The 20,498-nt window shown below is 45.4% G+C and carries 27 protein-coding genes; 18 read left to right on the forward strand and 9 right to left on the reverse strand.

Going from position 1 to position 20,498, the window contains the following annotated elements; translation table 11 throughout:
• The first annotated feature begins 7 nt into the window (after positions 1–7).
• The 3 genes from BLP92_RS05825 (at position 8) to BLP92_RS05835 (ending at position 3,019) form a co-directional block, all read left to right on the forward strand.
• Complete coding sequence (locus BLP92_RS05825; RefSeq protein WP_090841822.1) at positions 8–850, forward strand: sugar ABC transporter permease; 843 nt, start codon at positions 8–10, stop codon at positions 848–850.
• A 171-nt stretch (positions 851–1,021) separates the two neighbouring features.
• Complete coding sequence (locus BLP92_RS05830) at positions 1,022–2,077, forward strand: LacI family DNA-binding transcriptional regulator (protein ID WP_090841519.1); 1,056 nt, start codon at positions 1,022–1,024, stop codon at positions 2,075–2,077.
• Positions 2,078–2,626: 549 nt separating this feature from the next.
• Positions 2,627–3,019, forward strand: a complete 393-nt coding sequence (locus BLP92_RS05835) for a hypothetical protein (RefSeq protein WP_090841521.1) — start codon at positions 2,627–2,629, stop codon at positions 3,017–3,019.
• Between the two features lie 116 nt (positions 3,020–3,135).
• Here the strand turns inward: BLP92_RS05835 and BLP92_RS05840 are convergent, their stop codons facing one another.
• The 4 genes from BLP92_RS05840 to BLP92_RS05855 form a co-directional block, all read right to left on the reverse strand.
• Positions 3,136–3,354 (reverse strand): hypothetical protein, encoded by a 219-nt coding sequence (locus BLP92_RS05840; protein ID WP_090841524.1) that lies wholly within the window; start codon positions 3,352–3,354, stop codon positions 3,136–3,138.
• Positions 3,355–3,492: 138 nt separating this feature from the next.
• A complete protein-coding gene (locus BLP92_RS05845; protein ID WP_090841526.1) occupies positions 3,493–4,104 on the reverse strand; it encodes a hypothetical protein in 612 nt (203 codons plus the stop codon).
• A gap of 17 nt (positions 4,105–4,121) precedes the next feature.
• Positions 4,122–4,694 carry a hypothetical protein gene (locus tag BLP92_RS05850; protein WP_090841529.1) on the reverse strand — a complete coding sequence of 191 codons (573 nt, stop codon included), beginning with the start codon at positions 4,692–4,694 and terminating at the stop codon, positions 4,122–4,124.
• A gap of 35 nt (positions 4,695–4,729) precedes the next feature.
• Complete coding sequence (locus BLP92_RS05855; protein WP_090841530.1) at positions 4,730–5,305, reverse strand: histidine phosphatase family protein; 576 nt, start codon at positions 5,303–5,305, stop codon at positions 4,730–4,732.
• Between the two features lie 300 nt (positions 5,306–5,605).
• Here BLP92_RS05855 and BLP92_RS05860 point away from each other — a divergent pair, with 300 nt between their 5' ends.
• The 4 genes from BLP92_RS05860 to BLP92_RS05870 all read left to right on the forward strand — a co-directional run bounded on the left by BLP92_RS05860 (position 5,606) and on the right by BLP92_RS05870 (position 8,453).
• Positions 5,606–7,231, forward strand: coding sequence for a glutathione ABC transporter substrate-binding protein (locus BLP92_RS05860; RefSeq protein WP_090841532.1), 1,626 nt, complete (start codon positions 5,606–5,608; stop codon positions 7,229–7,231).
• Between the two features lie 68 nt (positions 7,232–7,299).
• The gene (locus BLP92_RS05865) at positions 7,300–7,680 is read left to right on the forward strand and encodes a rhodanese-like domain-containing protein (RefSeq protein ID WP_090841534.1); all 381 of its coding nucleotides are present in this window, start codon (positions 7,300–7,302) and stop codon (positions 7,678–7,680) included.
• A 167-nt stretch (positions 7,681–7,847) separates the two neighbouring features.
• Entirely contained in the window at positions 7,848–7,991 is a 144-nt protein-coding gene (locus tag BLP92_RS17860; RefSeq protein ID WP_139148921.1) for a lmo0937 family membrane protein, read from the forward strand.
• A gap of 78 nt (positions 7,992–8,069) precedes the next feature.
• The gene (locus tag BLP92_RS05870) at positions 8,070–8,453 is read left to right on the forward strand and encodes a hypothetical protein (RefSeq protein ID WP_139148922.1); all 384 of its coding nucleotides are present in this window, start codon (positions 8,070–8,072) and stop codon (positions 8,451–8,453) included.
• Between the two features lie 14 nt (positions 8,454–8,467).
• Here the strand turns inward: BLP92_RS05870 and BLP92_RS05875 are convergent, their stop codons facing one another.
• A complete protein-coding gene (locus BLP92_RS05875; protein ID WP_090841538.1) occupies positions 8,468–9,319 on the reverse strand; it encodes a DnaD domain-containing protein in 852 nt (283 codons plus the stop codon).
• Between the two features lie 1,115 nt (positions 9,320–10,434).
• The gene (locus BLP92_RS05880; protein WP_090841540.1) at positions 10,435–11,007 is read right to left on the reverse strand and encodes a VanZ family protein; all 573 of its coding nucleotides are present in this window, start codon (positions 11,005–11,007) and stop codon (positions 10,435–10,437) included.
• A 226-nt stretch (positions 11,008–11,233) separates the two neighbouring features.
• On the opposite strand from BLP92_RS05880, the gene BLP92_RS05885 reads away from it, so the two are divergent.
• On the forward strand, positions 11,234–11,518 hold the full coding sequence (locus BLP92_RS05885) for a TIGR04104 family putative zinc finger protein (protein ID WP_090841542.1): 285 nt from the start codon (positions 11,234–11,236) through the stop codon (positions 11,516–11,518).
• A gap of 60 nt (positions 11,519–11,578) precedes the next feature.
• On the forward strand, positions 11,579–11,962 hold the full coding sequence (locus tag BLP92_RS05890) for a hypothetical protein (protein ID WP_090841544.1): 384 nt from the start codon (positions 11,579–11,581) through the stop codon (positions 11,960–11,962).
• 11 nt (positions 11,963–11,973) lie between these two features.
• Here the strand turns inward: BLP92_RS05890 and BLP92_RS05895 are convergent, their stop codons facing one another.
• Together BLP92_RS05895 and BLP92_RS05900 are read right to left on the reverse strand one after the other, a co-directional pair.
• Entirely contained in the window at positions 11,974–12,288 is a 315-nt protein-coding gene (locus BLP92_RS05895; protein ID WP_090841546.1) for a hypothetical protein, read from the reverse strand.
• A gap of 102 nt (positions 12,289–12,390) precedes the next feature.
• Complete coding sequence (locus BLP92_RS05900) at positions 12,391–12,603, reverse strand: hypothetical protein (RefSeq protein WP_090841548.1); 213 nt, start codon at positions 12,601–12,603, stop codon at positions 12,391–12,393.
• A 127-nt stretch (positions 12,604–12,730) separates the two neighbouring features.
• Here BLP92_RS05900 and BLP92_RS05905 point away from each other — a divergent pair, with 127 nt between their 5' ends.
• From BLP92_RS05905 to BLP92_RS05945, 9 genes are all read left to right on the forward strand, one after another.
• A complete protein-coding gene (locus tag BLP92_RS05905; protein ID WP_090841550.1) occupies positions 12,731–14,749 on the forward strand; it encodes a sigma 54-interacting transcriptional regulator in 2,019 nt (672 codons plus the stop codon).
• A gap of 117 nt (positions 14,750–14,866) precedes the next feature.
• On the forward strand, positions 14,867–15,862 hold the full coding sequence (gene dhaK / locus BLP92_RS05910) for a dihydroxyacetone kinase subunit DhaK (RefSeq protein ID WP_090841553.1): 996 nt from the start codon (positions 14,867–14,869) through the stop codon (positions 15,860–15,862).
• 21 nt (positions 15,863–15,883) lie between these two features.
• Positions 15,884–16,504, forward strand: a complete 621-nt coding sequence (gene dhaL, locus BLP92_RS05915) for a dihydroxyacetone kinase subunit DhaL (RefSeq protein WP_244516672.1) — start codon at positions 15,884–15,886, stop codon at positions 16,502–16,504.
• Between the two features lie 5 nt (positions 16,505–16,509).
• Positions 16,510–16,908: a dihydroxyacetone kinase phosphoryl donor subunit DhaM gene (gene dhaM, locus BLP92_RS05920; protein ID WP_090841555.1), complete on the forward strand. Its 399-nt coding sequence runs from the start codon at positions 16,510–16,512 to the stop codon at positions 16,906–16,908.
• Between the two features lie 28 nt (positions 16,909–16,936).
• On the forward strand, positions 16,937–17,524 hold the full coding sequence (locus BLP92_RS05925) for a glycerol-3-phosphate responsive antiterminator (protein WP_090841557.1): 588 nt from the start codon (positions 16,937–16,939) through the stop codon (positions 17,522–17,524).
• A gap of 48 nt (positions 17,525–17,572) precedes the next feature.
• A complete protein-coding gene (locus BLP92_RS05930; protein ID WP_090841559.1) occupies positions 17,573–18,127 on the forward strand; it encodes a BsuPI-related putative proteinase inhibitor in 555 nt (184 codons plus the stop codon).
• 70 nt (positions 18,128–18,197) lie between these two features.
• Positions 18,198–18,467: a NifU N-terminal domain-containing protein gene (locus tag BLP92_RS05935; RefSeq protein ID WP_090841561.1), complete on the forward strand. Its 270-nt coding sequence runs from the start codon at positions 18,198–18,200 to the stop codon at positions 18,465–18,467.
• Positions 18,468–18,578: 111 nt separating this feature from the next.
• A complete protein-coding gene (locus BLP92_RS05940; protein ID WP_090841563.1) occupies positions 18,579–18,857 on the forward strand; it encodes a DUF4190 domain-containing protein in 279 nt (92 codons plus the stop codon).
• Between the two features lie 9 nt (positions 18,858–18,866).
• On the forward strand, positions 18,867–19,232 hold the full coding sequence (locus BLP92_RS05945) for a GNAT family N-acetyltransferase (RefSeq protein WP_090841565.1): 366 nt from the start codon (positions 18,867–18,869) through the stop codon (positions 19,230–19,232).
• 272 nt (positions 19,233–19,504) lie between these two features.
• Here BLP92_RS05945 and BLP92_RS05950 read toward each other — a convergent pair whose 3' ends face one another.
• Positions 19,505–20,104 carry a hypothetical protein gene (locus BLP92_RS05950; protein ID WP_090841567.1) on the reverse strand — a complete coding sequence of 200 codons (600 nt, stop codon included), beginning with the start codon at positions 20,102–20,104 and terminating at the stop codon, positions 19,505–19,507.
• Positions 20,105–20,498 lie beyond the last annotated feature (394 nt).

Here is a 20,498-nt window from a genome sequence, read left to right on the forward strand (position 1 = left end):
AAAACCAATGAGCAGAAAAGCAAAAACACGCCTGGAGCTGTTTGGCAGCTATACAGTAATTTTGATTATGTTTGTAATTATTCTGTACCCGCTTCTTTGGACGCTGGGAGTATCATTAAATACAGGAAGCGGCGTGTACGGCGCTTCCATCATCCCGGAAAACTTTACGCTGGAGCACTATGAGTGGCTGTTTTTTGACCCGCGCAGCAACTATCTGCTCTGGTATCAGAACACTTTAATCGTGGCAGTTTCGGTAACGGTGATCGCGACCTTTATGATCGCTTTAACCGCATATGCATTTTCACGCTATCGATTTAAAGGACGGAAAAACGGCTTGTATGCGTTTCTGCTGCTGCAGATGTTCCCGGTCTTAATGGCGATGGTGGCACTATACATCCTGTTAAATACAGTGAACCTGCTCGACAGCCTGATCGGCCTGATAATTATTTACATCGGCGGCGCGATCCCGATGAATGCGTTTCTTGTAAAAGGCTACTTTGACACAATTCCACGCGAGCTCGACGAATCAGCGAAAATCGATGGTGCCGGGCACTTCCGGATCTTCTTCCAGATCATGCTTCCGCTTGCGAAGCCGATTCTGGCAGTAGTTGCCTTGTTTAACTTTATGGCGCCGTTCATGGATTTCATCCTGCCGCGTATCGTGCTGCGGAGCCCGGAAAACTTCACGCTCGCGCTTGGACTGTTTAACTTCGTTAACGATCAGTTTGCAAACAACTTCACCCGGTTCGCAGCCGGCGCAATCCTGATCGCAGTTCCTATTGCTGCAGTATATCTCTTTTTACAGCGTTATCTTATTTCCGGCCTCACTTCCGGAGCAACAAAAGGATAAGGCAGCGAGAGCAAGAGAGGAGGCGCGCAGTCTCCTCTCTTTTTCATGAAAGAAATAAAGGCGTCGGGAAGAAAGCCTTTGCATACAGCTAGAAAACATTTACAATAATAAGATATAACTAACAGCGGCCGGTAAATGAGCGGTCAGAACGTGAAGAAGGGATGAAACGTCATGACGGTAACGATAAAAGATGTAGCGAAGGTCGCAAAAGTTGCCCCGTCTACTGTCTCCCGTGTAATTTCCAATAGTCCCCGCATCAGCGAACGGACGAAGGAAAAGGTACGGGAAGCGATGAAGGAGCTGGGCTATCATCCGAACTTTAATGCGCGCAGTCTGGCAAATCAATCGACGAAGACTATCGGGATTATTATGCCGAACTCCGCGAATAAAACTTTCCAGAATCCGTTTTTCCCGGAAGTAATCCGCGGCATCAGCACGAAAGCGCACCAGCTGGAATACGGATTGTATCTTTCCACCGGACAGTCGGATGAAGAAATAATTGAAGAAGTCCAGCACATGGTGCAGGGAAAGCGTGTGGACGGAATTATTCTGCTGTATTCCAAAGTGAATGATAAAGTGCTGAAATATCTGCACGAGCAGGATTTTCCTTTTACACTGATCGGCAGGCCCTATGATGAGTCTTTGTTCAATATTACTTATGTGAATAACGATAACTTCAAAGCTGCGAAAACAGTGACAGAATATTTACTGCTGCTGGGACATAAGCAGATTGCGTTTGTCGGGGGCAACCTGGATAACGTCGTCACTATCGACCATATGCAGGGATACAACCAGGCCCTGCGAAACGCAGGAATTGAGCCGCGGGATGAATACATTGTTTTTCATGAAGAACTTCAGGAAGGCGGACAGGAAGCGGTCATTGACTTGATGAGCCTTACAGAACGCCCGACGGCATTGATTGTCGCGGACGATATCATGACGTTCGGCGTCATGCGGATGCTGAGCGAAATGGAAGTGCGCGTGCCGGAAGACATCTCGATCATCAGCTTTAACAACGTGATGATTTCCGAGCTCTCCGCACCGCCGATGACGACGGTGGATATTAACATCTACAGCCTCGGCTACGAAGCGGCGAATCTGCTCATTGATAAAATTCTGCACCCGTCCGTGGAACCAAAGAAAATGATCGTACCGCATAAAATGATCAAGCGGGAAACCTGCAGGCGCCTCGTGGAAAAAGGCGGCGCAAAGCGAGAAAGTATGTGAAACGAGGCACTAATCCGAAACCGGGTTAGTGCTTTTTCACATATAAAGATCCGGCAAAACTTAAAACAATGGCTGCTTCTTCAGCAGGCAATTCTTCCATGATTTCAAGGAGCTTTTTTTGACAGTATGGATGTTATTTCTCCTCTCTCATGAATATTTTTTAAAAGTATATTGCCGAGGCAATTTCATAATACAAAATCAGAGAATTTAAAACGAACAATAGAGGGTTCCTTCGTTATAGACGGGTGCTTTCCCAAGGGCTTGTCTTCAGCTAAATAGGACGATAAAAAAACTTTGTCTTATTGGATCTTCAGACTGCGCTGATCCTCCGGGAGTCACCGCCTGTCACTCCGGAATACTTATGAAAAAAGAACATTATATGTTTAGTGTCAATGAACGTTCGTCAATTCTCCTTGAAAATGTAATTATGAAATTGGCTCTGTCAATAAATGTTTACAATTTAATGTTATAAAACGAGCTGAAAATATATACATTTGGTAAAATATGCTATAATTCTGTAGGGATTTACATTACTAAGGAGGGGAAATTTTGAAAAAGTTAATTATTCCAGGGATTTTAATTTGTACCACTTTATTTGCTGGGTGCAGTGGAGAAAACAACGAAGTAGAAGTGAAGGCGGAGGCTGTACAAGTAGAGGGAGAGGAAGAAGCGCAACACTTACTGTCTGTTTTAAAAAATAATATTTTGCAGTCTATAGCAGAAGAAACAGAGCTTGCAGCGGAAGATATAGATATAATGGTAAGCAGTGGTATAGACGAAGGGCAGATGGAACTTTCCTGTTCGCTTGGCCTGCCAGCGGAAGCAAATATGGAAAAAGACAAACTGGAACAAATTGTAGTAGATACTATGGAAAGTGTGGCTGAAGCTGAAAATGTTGCTGTCAGTGAAGAAAATATCACTGTGTTAATCGAAAAACATTAAATAGGAAGAAGACAATTCAATTGAATTTTGGATGAGCTTCACAAAAATGAACTGCCTCAACTCAGCAGTTCATTTTTGTGATATTTCTCCAGTATCAAGTGTCATTGAATCATGCATTAACCATCTTTTTTAATAAGTCTAACCATCAAAAAAATTACTATCACCACAAGCAGCAATGAGAACGCTAAAGCCAATGGATTATCTTCCCCGAATAAAGAAACTAACACCTCATTAAAGGATGGAACTCCTAATGCTTGAAGTATTGGCAAAATAAATAGGGCTGCTGCGATCCCTCCCAAAAACATTAGTATGTAATTTTTCTTATGATTGTCCATACAATCCTCCTCGGTTTCAAACGTTTATGAAAAAGGCTTTTTTTTACCTCAACACCTCAAATATCTGTTATTTCTATGACAGAATGCTTGATCTCTCCACCCTCACTTTCAGCTAAATATTTTTAAGCGGATATGCCGCTAGTAACGTCGCATTGGATCAGTTGCAGCAGAGAGAATCATTATGACAATAATGATAAGGAGCAGGCCGGCAGTACCAGCAATCAGCATTTTTTTGTGCGTACGTGCGGTTTCTCCCTCGAGATCTTCCGGACCGCCTGCCTGATCGATCCGGGAAAATCGTTTCCATATGGCAATGTTGCCAACAATAAAAGGAATAAGTATATAAAGCGCAAGAAACTCCGTATGCAGCGAAACAGCACCCGGACTATGTGAAAACAGTGCCAGGAGGAAAATCAGCCCGGCAGCGCCAAATCCCGAAACCGCCTTTGTTTTCTGTTCCTTCTCAAATTCCTCTCCCAGCTTCGCTTTTTCATATTCCGCTGCTTTATGGAATACCGGCAGCATGCGTTTCGTGGAGGAAGCACGCTCATACTGCACGATATGAAAAATAAACATCGAAATACTGAGCAGATATAAGAATGGCGTAAACGTCTGAGAATAGGCAGTGAGCGTATAAAAAATCAACGCGAGTGCACTCATATTAATACAGTTGATGGCAATCAGCTGACTGATCCGCAGGCGTTTAATTTCTGCAGCGGACCATGTGGAAATAGGTGTAATATTTTTCAATCTGCGCATCCCCCTTTTTACTGCGAATAGAGTGCAATTCCTAAAAACATGGCGGTAAAATAGATCCCGATTACCGCGGTCACCTGAAAGGCGATTTTATTTTCCGCGTACTTGGATCTATTTTGAATAAAGTCTTCCGGCCCTTCCGCTTTATCTACTTCGCGGAAGCTGAGCCAGTTGAAAAAAACGAGAATACTTGCAGCGAGAATCAATACTATCAACAAGAATCCAGGAGGGAGTGTCATCGGCTGGGGTCCCTGCCATATTGAGAGTCCCATATAAATAATGCCGAAGCCGATAAAGTAAAAAGCAGAGCTTTTATCATTTTTTCTCCATTCCGCTCCCAGCTTTTCTTTTTCATAGACATGCACTTCTTGAAGGATAGAAACCGGCGCCCAGGTGGATCTTTTTCGAATAAGCTTGTAGATTCCAATGCCGATACCGATCGCGGCGATGGAAATTTGCACCGCTTGAAACGATTGGCCAGAAGCCAGGTGAATCACGTAAAGCGCCCCTGCGGCAAGCAGAAGCAGAAATGTTTGGAGCAGCAGCTGCTTTCTGCGGAGGGAGGTTAGTTTTTCTTGGGTCATAAAAATATCCTCTTTTCGTTAACTTGTTTTATTGATTAGATTTCCAGGGTGAAAAAATCAGTTTCTTCCGGAAAATCCTTTCTGGATAACTTTTTTCCGGAAATAAGTTCTCGGTAAGAAGTGATAGTCCCGTCATGAGAAAGGAGATAGATTCTGGATTTTTCCAGCATCATGCACCAATGAAGAAATTGATCAGCAACCGTGAAAAACTCTTCTCTGCTGATAATGTTTATTCCTTCAACCCACAAGTTTTCTGGTATTTCTTCTTGAATTTTTACATCCGGGAATTCCTTCATTATATCGTTTCTACTCATTAATTTATCACACGAAAGGGTGCGGGTTTTAGAAGCCTGGGGAAATATTCTTGGCGCAATCATTGGATTGGCAATAAGGGAACATCCTGTATTATCGCTCCAGTACATTGCAGTTTCCAGGGTGCGTTTTAATGGGCTGATCACTACAATATCATTTGATGATAAGGGAAGGGTGGACCTAAGATCTTTCGCTTGCAAAATTCCCTTATCCGTCAGGTATGGATGCAGAATGTCCAGACTTTCAGGAGGATCGAGCGTGTGAATTGCTTCTCCATGTCTTACAAAAATTAGTTCCAAAAAAACCAACTTCCTTCCACAGCTGCAATAAAAAGATCCGAAGTTATATATCAGCAGCTGTTTTTTATGTATTTGACCGATCCTCCAGCAAAACACCTCTATTCACTTTATCATTCATAACTGGAAAATAAAAGGAACATACCAGGGGATCGATAGTTGAAATCAGCCCCATAGAAATTACTTCGTTGGATAGTTAACAAATGTTGACTTTCTTTTTGATTATTGATTATAATAAGCATCGTGCTTAAAACCGATAAAACTGATCGGGATACATATTACATCTATAGGGGGAAACTTAACATGAAGAAATATCTGGGACTGTTGGCGGGAACACTTATCCTTGCAGGCTGTGCGTCCGAGCCGAATAATAATGATGGAAACACGGAAGAGCCGGCGGAGAACGCGGGAGAAAACAACAGTGCGGCGCCGGAAGCAGATGGAGAGCGTGTTCAGGAAGACTACCTCCAGATGGGAGTAATGTCTGACCCGGTAGCGCTTGACCCGCACGGTGCAAATGAAAATGTCTCTAACTCCATTAATGCGACGATTTATGACCGGCTCGTCTATATGGATGAAGACCTGGAAATTCAGCCCGGCCTTGCGGAAAGCCTCGAGCAGGTGGAAGATACGGTATGGGAAGTGCAGGTACGGGAAGGCGTGACGTTTCATGACGGCGCGGAGCTGAATGCAGAAGTGATACAGATGAATTTTGAACGGATTGCCGACCCGGATATCAGCTCGCCGGTGGCATTTATTTTCGACATGATTGAGGAAGTGGAAGTCGTGGATGACTATACCCTGCGGCTGCACACAGAATTTCCTTTTGCACCGCTGCCTTCACACCTGGCACATCCGGGCGGGGGAATCGTGAGTCCGAACCAGATCGAAGCTTCCTATGAAGAAATGGAAAACGGCGGTTCTCCGTTTAACCTGCCGGAAGACGGACCTGCGGGAACAGGCTACTTCCAGTTTGAGGAGTATGTGCCGGGAGAATACGTGACGCTTGCGCGAAATGAAGAATACTGGCACGAAGAGCAGGCGAAAACGGAAGGTGTTTCCTTTCGCGTGATTCCGGAAAGCCTGACCCGCATCGGAGAGCTGGAAACGGGCGGCCTGGACGTTGTGTTTCCTATCAATCCAGGGGACGTGGAACGAATTGAAGAAGCAGAGGGCGTAGAATTGTACGAGCAGAACAGTACACGCATGGCGTATCTCGGCTTTAATACGGAAGTGGAGCCGTTTGATGATCCGCTGGTCCGTCAGGCAATTTCGAAAGTAATTAATAAAGAAGATCTGATTGAAGGCGTGCTGAACGGCACCGGAATCGTAGCAGAAGGACCGCTTGCGCCGGATGTGTTCGGATATTCTGAAAACATTGATACGCTGGAGCAGGACATCGACGAAGCGCAGGCACTGCTTGCAGAAGCGGGCTATGAGGATGGCTTTGAGGCTTCCCTGCTCACGAACGATGACCGGGAAAATGAAGACCTTTCCCAGCTGCTGCAGGCACAGCTTTCACAGATCGGGATTGATGTATCCATCGATATGTACGAGCACGGCACTTATCTGGAAATGGCAGGACAGGGAGAAACAGAAATGTTTATCGGCAGCTGGGGCACAGTGACGATGGACGCAGATTACGGATTGTATCCTGTGTTTCATTCCAGCAATCACGGTGCTCCCGGAAACCGTTCTTTCCTGGATAACCCGGAGATTGACGAGCTGCTGACAGCCGGACGGCAGGCGGCAGGAGAAGAGGAACGGCTGGAAATTTATGAAGAAGCACAAAACTTGCTTGCGGAAGAATCTCCGTATGCATACCTTTACTATCCAAATATCATTGCAGGAATTTCAGAAGACGTGTCCGGCTACTGGCAGTATCCGTCCAGCTTTTACTTCCTGCGGGATGTGGAGCTTGACCGTTGATCTCTTTACACTCGCCGAAGCGGACGGTATGATAGAAGTATCAGATTTTAGAAGAGGTGAACGCTCGCATGAGTCAGGAAAAAGACGGAGTAAAACAGTTTGATAAAGAAGAATTAAAAGAAATTCTCGCGAAAAAAGATCCGAAACAGGTCGTAGTGGATGTGCGGGAGCCGGAAGAGTATACCGACCGCCATATTCCCGGCGTGCCGCTTGCCCCGATGATGTCTATTCCGGAGCTTGCGGAAGGCTTTGATAAAGAGAAAGAGTATGTATTTGTCTGCCGCAGCGGCAACCGCTCGCAGAAAGTGTCCTTATTTCTGAAGCAGCACGGTTTTGACAATGTTGCGAACTTCGAAGGCGGCATGCTTTCCTGGGACGGGGAAGAAGCAGCCGGCGAGGAAGTGCACATTTCTTCCCCGGAAGAATTGAAAAACTGGAAGCAGCAATAGTTCGGTAAATATGGGTGTCTCCTGGAAACAGGAGGCACCCATTTCTTTATTTTCTCAGGAAATGTTTGAGTGCGTTTAATAATGGTAATAGTGTTTATAGTACAACTTTAATCAACCTAGAAATGCATCCAGAAATTATCCCACTACAAAACGAAGGAGTGAACGCAATGATTTGGACTATTATTGGTATTCTTATTTTATTCTGGCTGGTAGGCTTTATTGCTGACTTCGGCGGCGGATTGATTCATACGCTGCTTGTCATTGCGCTGATTGTCGCTGTCGTGAATATGATCATGGGCAGGCGGGCCTGACACAGGTTACAATAACATGGAAGACAAATAAAAAAAGGTGGTGAAAGTGAAGCATCTGAAAATGATGCTCACATGATTATGGCAAACAGATTTTTACTTTCTACGCTGGCAGCCTCTGCTGTAGCAGCTGCCTATTATCTCGGTAAAGACGAAAACCGGGAAAAGGTAGCACAGTACGTGAACAAAGAGAAAATGTCGGAGTACGTAAACAAGGAAAAGCTTTCTGAATACGTGAACAAGGACAAAATTTCTCAGTATGTGGATTATGCAAAAGCCCAGATCAAAGGGGAAACGAAGGAAGATGAAGACGAATACCTTCGTGAAAAGGTAGGTCACTCCGACCCTCAGGATCTGCAGGATAATCGTATGGTGGACGAAGGCGCTGCCACAGCGGTAAACTACTACAACGAGAATCTGAAAGAAGATGTAGAAGAAGATCCGGAAGAAGACAATAAGCAGTAATCTGAAGCCATCTCCTATTTCCGGAGGTGGCTTTTTTGCTGCGCAAGTTTGTTCTCTTTTCTTTCTGCGAGTTCTTTTTTCAGCCGCTGGGCTTCTGCTTTCGATGCATCAAAGGATTCCTTCTTGAGGGGCTGCACTTCTTCCTTCATCCATTTCGGCAGAGGCGCGGCAGTCGTTTTGGTGGGAGCCGGCTGCTTTACCTGCGCCAGCGTTACAAACCTTTTTTTCTGCCACGACTGCAGAATTCGCTCTACATAGGAATAGGAGTTTGCCTTGTATTTTTCCGCAAGTTCATAAGCATACAGAAGTATCTCTTCCGGCTCTGTAAACACATTGGTAAGCAGCCAGCAGTTAATCTTCTCGGCAGCGCCGGGTGTCACTGGTCCGAATAATTTTTCGTGCTCCGTAAATACAGGGATCTCAGAATCTCTTTCTTCTCTGAAGGAATTTATGGGAATAATCTTTGATACTGCTGGCAGATATTCTTCCTCCGAAAACAAATTTTCTTCATTCGATTCCGCTGTTTCTGTTGCCGGTGCTTCTTCTATTGGGAAGCCTGCATTAAGAACTGCTTGTTCTACTACTTCGGCTGCGACACGATACTGCTTCGTTTTATCCCACTTCATCAACGGATTATTTCTTTCCTCCAAAAACCCCGCTGCCACGAGTTTCTTTAAATGGGTACGCATCGAATATCCGGAAATGTTCATCATCATTTCTTCGGAAAGTTCTTCGCCGCTTTTGTAAATCCACTTATTCTTTTCCGTCGTCCGGGCACTCCAGTACATCATCTGATTCAATACGAGCGCAAGCTTATAATCTCCTGTAATTGCCACCAGTTCTTCTTTCAGTACAATTCTTTTCATCTCGATCTCTCCTTTTTTCGGTTCTATAAAACAAGTACGCGAAAAAGTAGGAATCGGAGGAGAAGGAGTACAAATTATTTTGCATCGAAGGAAAGATGCATGTTTGAGGATAAGGAGGGGGGATGGTTTAGTGTGTGGGGGTTTAGTATAGGGGAGTTTTAGTAAAGTATAGTGGGTTTGAATGAAAGTATAAGCGGATCGGAGTAAAGTAAAGTCGGTTCGAAGTAAAGCATAGAGGATTCGGAGTAAAATAGCGGGCGTGAAAGTAAAATAAGCGGGCACGGAAACATGTGAGCTGCTCCATTTTGCTTCTCTCGGAGGAAACGGGCGTAATAAAAGGAGGTAATATGCTCTTGAGGGGAAGCTGCAGCGAGGAAAGTGCAGCAAATCTGGAAGTTAGTAAAGTATAGGGGAGTTTTGGTAAAGTATAGCGGGTTTGAATGAAAGTATAAACGGATCGGAGTAAAGTAAAGCCGGTTCGAAGTAAAGCATAGCCGGTTTGGAGTAAAATAGCGGGTGCGACAGTAAAATAAGCGGGCACGGAAACATGTGAGCTGCTCCATTTTGCTTCTCTTGGAGGGAACGGGCTTAATAAAAGAAGGTAATATGCTTTTGAGGGGAAGCTGCAGCGAGGAAAGTGCAGCAAATCTGGAAGTTAGTTTAGTATAGGGGAATTTTGGTAAAGTATAGCGGGTTTGAATTAAAGAATAAGCGGATCGAAGTAAAGCATAGAGGATTCGGAGTAAAATAGCGGGTGCGACAGTAAAATAAGCGGGCACGGAAACATGTGAGCTGCTCCATTTTGCTTCTCTGGGAGGAAACGGGCTTAATAAAAGAAGGTAATATGCTCTTGAGGGGAAGCTGCAGCGAGGAAAGTGCAGCAAAGCGGGAAGTTAGTAAAGTATAGGGGAGTTCTGGTAAAGTATAGCCGGTTTGAATGAAAGTATAAGCGGATCGGAGTAAAGTATAGCCGGTTTGAAGTAAAATAGCGGGCGCGGCAGTAAATTAAGGAATCGATTGGGCTCACGGAGCCGGCTCAGCTGAAAATTAACTCTAAAATAATAAAACGGAGGAACGTATTGCTCCCTCCGCTTCAAGCTTATATATGTAAGATACTAACTTGCCTGTGCCGGCGAATGCCGGCGATTCCTCCAACTGTCCAGATACTTATTCACCCATATTCCCAGCAATAATCCCAATGCACCGCCGGCTGTATTTAATATAATATCATCCATGTTGAAATTCCTGCTCAAAAGAAAGCCGTAGAGACTCAGCATATGCTGCGTGACTTCTATACCGAGAGTAAATAGCATAATTATGCCAATTCGCTTAAAAAAACTGATTTCTTTAAACAACACTGATAAGAACACTCCAAAAGGAATCAAAAGCAGGAAATTAAAGAAATTTAACTTTAACGTATTCATGAAATAAAAGCTGTCGCCGGAATAGATGTAAAGCAATTCATAGATGAAAAAGAAAGGAAGTAACTGTGCATGTGCCGAAGATAAATTTTCCGGAGGCAGATGGATACTTCCCATCGTTAAATGAAAGACAACCAGCAGATAAGCAAAAAAACCAATTTTATAAAGCTGCCTCATCGAAAGAGACATTCTGTTTCGATATATATCTACTCCAAGATAAATAAGAAAACATACAGTTAAAGGCATTACCACAGGCAGTGTAAACATATTTCCCTCCAGGATATTTTATTTTGGAAAGTTTTCTCGTTTTCCTTTTCAAGCCCACTACCGAAAAAATTTGAAAACAAAGCTCCTTTCCTAGAATGCTATAAATTTACATATTTTACAAGTGGAAAACAACATATTTTGTAAATGTGTTACCATTTACTTGAACAGCTTCGAATTATACATAACGCAAAGAGGACCAGCATAAAGGAAGGGAGGGAAAACTTTCATGGCGAAATGTGACAAATGCGGCAATCAATTTTCCTGGAAAGAGATTTTCAAAAAGAACTTTAACTATGGCGAAGTGACTTGTGCAACCTGTGGTAATAACTCGGCCATCACCTTCCCATCCAGATTTATCTTGACCGGAGTTACCATTGTGCCTTTGCTTTTCTTCACCATTACGATGGAATTTTTTGCAGCTGGATGGACCAACATATTGTTCGGATTACCTGCGGCTGCCGCCGGAGTTTGTATCGCACCGTTCCTCGTCAATTACAAACTTGCTGACTAATAAAGCCAGTGAACCCGGAGCTTTAAATAAATACATAGGTACTAGGGGGGGAAAGAGTTGATGATAAATAATAAACTCACCTTATTCTACGCAGGGATTACCCTGCTTTCCTTCATCTTTTTATTTCTGGGCAGTTTCTGGCTCGTGCTGGGAATCGTACTGCTCGGAATGGGAGTGGAAGGATTTGCGGATTCGCATATAAGAACGAATTCCGAAAGCAGGAGAAAACTAGAGCATGAAGCCAGTGCCGTTACGATAAAATTCGTGCTGACACTGATAATCATTTTTGTAATTATTCATTTTCTATATTATCCGCTGTCGGCAGAATTTTTATTGCTGGCTATTTTACTGTTTACCTATGTTGCATCTGCCGCATCAAAGCTGCTGATGTACAGATCCGGCCGGAACGCTGGCGATCATGAAAGTCACCAGCGTCTCAAATAAAAAAACTGAGGTTACTGCCGGAGTCCCCGGGATCGGAGGAGAAGTGGGAGGAAATTCAATATCAGGGTAATTGAGAGCAGCACGGCAGAAACAAATGCGACGCCTCCCATCGTATCTTCCAGCGCAGCCCAGTCCTGAATCTCTACCAAGTGGAGGTTATAAAATATTTGCAGCAGTAACGCGACAGCACAGGCACTTAAGCTTAATAAGGCAGTCATGCCCCACTTGGATTGTCTCGTATGCGGGTCCCTTATCAAGTTAAGAAAGGGAAGAGCCCAGGCGAACAGACCCAGCAAAAAACTTGCAACGTTTAAATACCCCATCATTTAATTTCTCCTTTACGGTTTATAGAGCTATGTGTATGATTTCTCTGGCTCCTATTAAACTGCCATAAAATACATCAGCGGCATGTTTATTACCTCGGCCGCTCATTGTTTTTTAGGGCTGCCCGCCACTCCTCTTGTTTTTTGCACCTGGTGCATCACAAATCCAATTACAATTCCCGCAGTAACAAAACCTAAATAATTCGGCAGATAATACAGGACTTCCTCCGGCTGCCCCCGGAGATAATCAATCAACATAATCAAAAGCACTGTGACAAAAGGATACACAAGTATCCAGGCAAGCATTGTTTTCAGCATTCGTAAGCAGCACTCCCTTTCGTTTTACATATTGAAAATATTACCATAATATCCAGGCGATAAGAACCTTGGACAGAAGAAATAATTGGAATTTTACATAATTACTATACAGGAGAAGCCCGTTTCTTTGTCGAAATTTACAGGAAAGAACGAGAGAAATGAGGGGCTTACGATGCGGGATGAAAAAATTCAGGTGCACCGGAAACAGGGACTGCATATTCGGCTGGCGGCGGCACTGATTTCCACGCTGCAGCAGCACGTTTCTTCCTCGGAAGAGCTCAGGTCCATATGGATTGAATACAACGGCAGACGCGCGCAGATTGCGAATCTGCTTGCGATCGTTTCACTGAAAATACCGACCGGCGGGGAATTCCGGCTGTTTACCGATCAAGAGGAAGCGTCTCCCTTAATCGATGTAATTCAGGATTTTTTCAGCGGCAGGGAAGAAGAGGAGGACTTGGAAACAGACCAGCTGCTGATGGAGAGCTCCGTCAGTATGGAAGCAGCAATGGCTTCGATGCGGCACGGGGTGCTTGTCGTCAATAAAGAAAACCGGATCACCTATGTGAACAGCGCAGCTGAGGAATTAATCGGTAAAACCGCTGCCCAGCTGCATTTTACAAAGGCTTCAGAAACAGTACCCGGCTCCAAAATCCATCAGGTGCTCGCTGCAGGAACCGCAGAATGGAACGTCCGCCAGGAAATCGGAAAAAATACGATCATCACCAACCGGTCGCCGATTTTTTACGACGGGCAGATTATCGGCGCGGTGGCAACGTTTGAAGACATTTCCAGCATTGAAAGCACGTCGAAGGAGCTGGAATCGGTGAAGCTGCTGCAGGAACGGCTGCAGCTGCTGATTGCAACGATCCACGATGCCATTGCCTTTTTTGACGAAAGCGGAAAGCTGCTCGTGGAAAACCGTTCGTTTACATTATGGACGCGGCAGGAGCGGAAACAGCCGTCTGCACTGCTGAAAAAAGCAGAGTGGGACCAGTTGAAGAAAAATATTACGCTGAAAAAAACGTATGAGGGACGGGAAGGCGATTTTTACGTAATGAAGGCCCATCCGGTGTTTTTAGAAGGGATGTTTAAAGGCGCGGTCGTGAGCTTTATCGCGGAAAGAGAAATGAAAGACTTAATGCGGGAGCTCCCGGAAGTAACGGTAATGCCGGATAGACGGGAAGGCGATGCAGCCTTTCAGGAACTGCGCGGCAGAAGTGCCGTACTCCAGGAAACGATTGTGATGGCGCAAAAAGCCGCAGCAACGGATTCCACCATTTTTATTAACGGCGAGAGCGGGACGGGAAAAGAACTGCTTGCCCAGGGGATTCATCAGGCAAGTCCGCGAAGAATGAAGCCGTTTGTCGCGATTAACTGTGCCTCCATTCCGACAAACCTGCTGGAAAGCGAGCTGTTCGGCCACGAAAGAGGATCGTTTACGAATGCGCACCGGACCCATATCGGCGCCTTTGAACAAGCAGACTGCGGGACGCTGTTTCTCGATGAAATTTCCGAGCTCGCTCCGGAAGTGCAGAGCAAGCTGCTCCGGGTGCTGCAGCAGCGGGAAGTCGTCCGAGTCGGAGGGAAAGACCGGATTCCCATCAATATCCGCATTTTGTCCGCCACCAATCAGCCGGTGGAGAAACTGCTCCAGTCCGGAAAATTCCGGGAAGATCTGTTTTACCGGCTTTACGTGGTGCCTTTATTTTTACCGCCGCTCCGGGAAAGGAAAGAAGATATCCCGGAACTTGCGGAAACGTATCTGCGGTATTTCAGTGCCCTGTTCCAGCGGCCGCTCCAGCATATTTCGGAAGAATTTTTGGCAGGCATTCAAAACAGAAAATGGCCGGGAAATATCCGCGAGCTGAAAAACGTAATGGAGCGGGTGATAGCGCTCAACGAAACGGGATATATTACGGCGCAGGATCTGCCGGAGGAACTTATCCGGGAAGAAAAAACAATGCCGAAAACGCTGCAGGAAGTGGAAAAAGAAGCGATCCGGCAAGCGGCGCCCTATTATGCGAGCTACAATCAGCTCGGCAAAGCACTCGGCGTCACACATAAAACAATTGCGCGGAAACTGAAGGAATACGAGCTGGAACACCTGCTTGGTCAAAAAGAGCAGATCCATCGGGCAAAATGACCAGAAATATTACAAAATAAAAAGACAGCGCTTTCAGTTACTCAGCTTTTTAACTTGGCATCCATTTTGCATTAATAAAAAAGTGAGTTTTATATTTTTTAAGGAGGCTGGAGGGAAATGAAAAAATTAATCAATGATGTCGAACAAATTGTCGATGAGATGCTCAACGGAATGACAGCTGCCCATCCAAACGAATTAAGAAGACTGGAAGATACGACCGTACTTGTGAGAAAAGATGCGCCGGTACAAGGGAAAGTAGGAATTGTGAGCGGCGGCGGAAGCGGACACGAGCCGGCACACGCAGGGTTTGTCGGCCCAGGGATGCTTGACGCAGCGGTGGCAGGGGAAGTATTTACCTCGCCGACCCCGGACCAGGTATTTGAAGCAATCAAAGCAGTCGACGGGGGCAAAGGGGTGCTGCTCATCATTAAAAACTACACCGGCGACGTGATGAACTTTGAAATGGCGGGAGAAATGGCAGAAGCAGAAGGAATCAACGTTAAGCAGGTCGTCGTAAATGACGACGTAGCGGTAGAGGACAGCTCTTTCACAAGCGGACGCCGCGGCATTGCCGGGACTGTGCTCGTGCATAAAATCGCCGGAGCAAAAGCTGCAGAAGGCGCATCTCTGGAGGAAGTGCAGCAGACGGCAGAAGGAGTAATCAAAAACGTGAAATCGATGGGAATGTCGCTCCATCCTTGTACAGTGCCTGCTTCCGGAAAGCCCGGCTTTACGCTCGCGGAAAACGAAATGGAGATCGGCACCGGCATCCACGGAGAGCCTGGCGTGGAGAGAACAGAACTGAAGCCGGCGAAAGAAGTAGCGCAGATTTTATTTGATAAAATCCAGGAAGATATGCAGCTGCAAAAGGGAGAGGAAATTGCTGTGCTGATTAACGGGCTCGGTTCCACGCCGTTAATGGAGCTGTATGTGATGAACCATTCCGTCGCGAAAATTCTCCAGCAGCACGAACTGCAAGTAGAGGAAACGATCGTGGGGGAGTGGATGACGTCGCTGGAAATGGCGGGCGCATCGCTTACGATATTGAAACTCGACGAGGAAAGAAAAAAACTGCTCCACGCACCAGCAGATACGGTCGCATTTAAACGTTAACAGCAAAGGAGGGGATAGTGTATGAAAATAACAGTAAAAGAAATAGAAGCGTGGCTCGAAGCGTTCCGGGAAGAAATTACTGCCCATAAAGAAGAGCTTTCCGACCTGGACCAGGCAATCGGAGACGGGGACCACGGTATAAATATGGCACGCGGGGTAAAAGAAATGCACAATCTCCTTGAAACAAAATCGTTCCAGGTGCCGGGAGAAATTTTAAAAGCCGTCTCCATGGTGTTTATCGGAAAAATCGGCGGCGCAGCGGGTCCGTTATACGGCTCGGCCTTTATGAAAATGGCTGCAGAAGCAGGAACGAAGGAAGCGCTCTCTGCCGAAGAATTTCTCGGCGTGCTCCGTGCAGGAAAAAGCGCGATCGTACAGCGGGGAAAAGCAGAAACGGGCGAGAAAACGATGGTGGACGTATGGCTGCCGCTCCTGAAAAAGTTTGAAGGAAAGCAGGAGATTGACTGGGATGACTGGGAAAACTCCGCAGAAGAACTGAAAAACAACACGAAAGAGATGCACGCGAAGAAAGGAAGAGCCGCTTACCTCGGCGCGAGATCTGTAGGACATATTGATCCCGGCGCCACTTCTTCCTACTATTTATTTAAAGCGTTGGCAGATACACTTCGGGAAGGGAGTTAATCCACATGGATAAAGTCAGCTTAGTATTTGTTTCCCACAGTGCCGATATTGTAAAAGGAATTAAATCGCTCCTGTTTGAAATGCAGCCGGAAGTGAACATTGCCGTCGCAGGCGGAGAGGACGATGGCGGCATTGGTACAAACGCGCAGGCAATTGAAGAGGCGATTTCCTCTGTCTACTCTGACAAAGGCACGGTCGTCCTGTTTGATCTTGGCAGCGCCCTCTTAAACACGGAGCTTGCGATAGAACTGGGAGAGGAAGGGCGCAAGATCCGCATCGCGGACGCGCCGATTTTAGAAGGTGGATATTCAGCAGTGGTGGAGGCTGGTTTCGGCAGTGACATTGACAAAGTTGTGGAAGCAGCGGAAAAAGCACGGGAGATGCAGAAGATTCCACAGCGGTGACCCGTGAAAGAAGGGCAGGGAAATATCCATGGAACTCGCGTATCAAGGAATCATCCCCTCTGTTACGAGTGCCGCAGAATGTATGGAGGCCATGTCGCAGGGGGCAGAGCTGATCGTTCTTTCCCACTCCTCCGTTGAAGAGCTGATGAAGGTGCATAAAATCTGCAGACGTTCGCCGAAATTGCGCCTGCTTGTCCATATGGATGTGGTTAAAGGGCTTTCCCAGACGGCGGAAGCAGTCGGTTTCCTTGCCGCTTACATGAAGCCGTTTGGAATTATTTCTTCTCATCCGGTGGTCATACGTGCTGCGAAAGCAGAAGGGTTATTTGCAGTGCAGCGCTGTTTTATTTTCGATGAGCAGAGCGCGGAAGTGAGTCTGAAGCTGATTGAAAAAGGGTCCCCTGATTACGTGCAGGTCATGCCCGGCATTGTTCCGAAGACAATTCAATATATGAAAGCGCACTGCGACTACCCCCTGATGGCAGGAGGACTGATCCGGACGGAAGCAGAGGCTGCAGAAGCCTGCCGTGCCGGAGCGGAAGCAGTCACTTCTTCTGCCAGGCATTTATGGGAGCAGCGGGAGATTCCAGCAGTTCATCACAGCTTCCCGCTGTAACCTTTCCCTGCAAATTACGTCTGTACATAGTAAAAGGGGGCAGTCTTCATGAAATACACAGTTCTTGCTGCCATATTACTATTAAGTGCCTGTGGTACTTTGCAGGCGCCGGAAAATAGTAACAATGTACCGGAAGAAAATTTACAGGAGCCGGCAGAAAATAATGTGGAAGAAGCACAAGCAGAGAATCAACCAGAAGAAAACCAATCAGAAGAAAACACCGCCGGAAATGAGGGGGAAGCTTTGGAAGATACATCGTTTCAGCTTGAAGCAGAGAAAGACGGCAGTACTGTCCATGTAACAATGAAGCTGTTAAATGAGACAGAGGAAGCAAAAGAAATTACGTTCCGCTCGGGGCAGAAATATCATCTCGTCATCCGCACAGAAGCGGGAGAAGAAGTGTATGATTATGCTGCCGATATGATGTTCACGCAGGCGATCGAAACAATGACGCTTGAACCAGGTGGAGAAATGGTATTTGAGGAAACCTGGGAAGGCGAAGCCGAGGGTCCGCTTACGGTCGAAGCCGGAATTACGGCAGATGAAATTGATGGGGCAGCACCGGAAACATCTTCCCTTCAGGAAACAGTTACGGTAGATTAGTGCAATCCTTTCTTTTTAAAGGGCGCCCGTGCTAAAATAAACGTATATGCTGAAAAGGAGGATGTTTTTAATGGCAATTCAAGTACGAGGAGAAGCAACACCTAACCCAAACGCAATGAAATTTACAGCGAACCAGGTACTGTTCGAAGGTTCCGGCAGTGCCTCTTTTAAGAAAACTGATGACACGGACCACCCGCTCGCAAAAGAATTACTGGCACTTGAGGGCGTAGACAATATTTTTGGTTTCCAGGACTTTGTAACAGTAAACAAAGAGCCGGGCGCAGAGTGGGATGACCTTCTGCCGCAGGTGCAGGAAACGTTTGAAAAAGTATACGACTGATCCATCCAGGAAGCTGACTCTGATTAGAGCAGCTTCTTTTTTCATAAACATCATAAAATTTCTCTGAACCGGGTAAGGAATAAAAGAGTCGCAGAAAAGGAGGAAGGTCAAATGGATTCTAGAGAAGAATTGAAACAACGGGAAAAGAGTGGAAAGGCGGCTGCCTCGCTGATTTTAGGAATTGTATCCATGCTGACCTCCATTTTTATTATTGTCGGAATACTGCTCGGCCTCGCCGGGCTGCTGATCGGCAGCGTGGCACTCTTGCAGGCGAAGCGCTACGGACATGCGCGTAAAGGGATGGCAGTCGCAGGCATGGTGACCAGTATCGCGGGAATTGCCCTGACGATCTTTTTCATTTCAGTCTCGTTTGATTCGTTTTTCTGGTAGGGGAGGCTATTGCCTGAGGGATTGAATACGCAAAATAATTATTTGTTTGATGTTTATGCTGGAGAACAATTAGTAGGAATGATCTGGTTAGCAAGAAAAGATGATAAGAACGGATTTATTTATGATCTCCTTATTTTTGAAAAGTATAGAAATCTTGGCTATGGTAAAGCTGTTATGCAGTCAATTGAATGGATTGCGAAAGAGTTGGGAGTTCTTAAGCTCGGACTTCAAGTGTTCCCTCATAATGAGCATGCAGTTCATCTGTATCATAGCAGCGGTTTTCAGGTTACGAATATGAAAATGGAAAAAAGATTTTCTGATGATTTTCAAATTATCAGCGGTACTTGTAAAGTAAACAGAAATTGTTTTTCTTAAACTATGATTTAACTGACTTTGCAATATAAAAAACAATAAATACGAATGGTTAGTTCATTGTGCAGTAGGCAGGGAAGTTGTGACCAGATATATTTTGTGGAAGACTGCTGCAGCTTATAGACATGGTTATGTGACTGTACTAGTTACTGCTTCATATGTTCTTATTAGCAGCCGGAACAAAGATATTCTTGTTCCGGCTGCTTTTTGTTAGAGGGTTTACAAAAATACAAAAGGCTTGTTAACCATGCCTTAAGCGAGAAAGGTTGCTTTATTCAATCTTCCAGCTCTTCGCTTAGGTCAAACCGCTCAAATACTCCTCCATCGAGTTCGACTACAATCTCCGCCTCCCTCGCCTGTGCAAGCAGCTGTTCCAGTTCTTCAGAGGATGGCACAGTAGGAATCTCCGGATTTTCTACTTCTGCACCCAGTACAAAATCCAGGACATATTCAGCTCCGGAATTTTCTTCAATCATAGGTGCACCCATATATCCCGTCCCGAATCCTTCCACCTGCCAACCGTCTTCATTAATGGCGAAAATATTCTCATCAAGCATTATTTCTGCTGTTTCTGCCAATGTTTCCTTCGGTTCGATACGCACATACAGCTCTTCGTCACTTACAACAGTTTGATCTTCGCGGGCTTCATTCGTACCAAGGGAGTCATTACCAGTGTTTTGCAGAGTGAAAGTATAGCGAAGTACGATCGGCACAACCAACTCTCCTTCGTTTTCTCCTGACAGGATCGCGATTGCCCCGGTCTCTTCTTTTTCATCTTCCAGTGTTACGTTTACGTTTTCCAGTTGCAGCGCATCCTCCTGCGCACAGCCTGCAAGAAGAAAGCCCGCTGCCGCGATACTGAATAATAGACGCATTCTACTATCTCTCCTTCTATATTTTTCTCATCTCCTAATGTAGTGTTGCCTGCATCTAGTATATCAGTCTGCAGGTGCTATGTTACATCTTCTATACTTACCGGCTGACATGCTGGAAATACTGAATTTAAGTTAGAGTTTTACAAAGAAAAATTTAAACTCGTATGGGTCAAAAAATCTGCTGAAAAAGATTTTATAATAATAAGTAATTTAATTCCATTTCAGGAAACATAAGATATAATAAGACTATCTAAATAAGCGTTACAGTAGCGAAATAAAAACTTAAGTGAGATGTAAAAATGTGGATAATATTAGGGGTGATTGCTATAGCAGCAACTATTGCAAACCTCTGCATGTATGCAGCAGGTAAAGACTATAAAATTGCTATGGCAAT

This window comes from Alkalicoccus daliensis, from assembly GCF_900103955.1.
GTDB lineage: Bacteria > Bacillota > Bacilli > Bacillales > Salisediminibacteriaceae > Alkalicoccus > Alkalicoccus daliensis.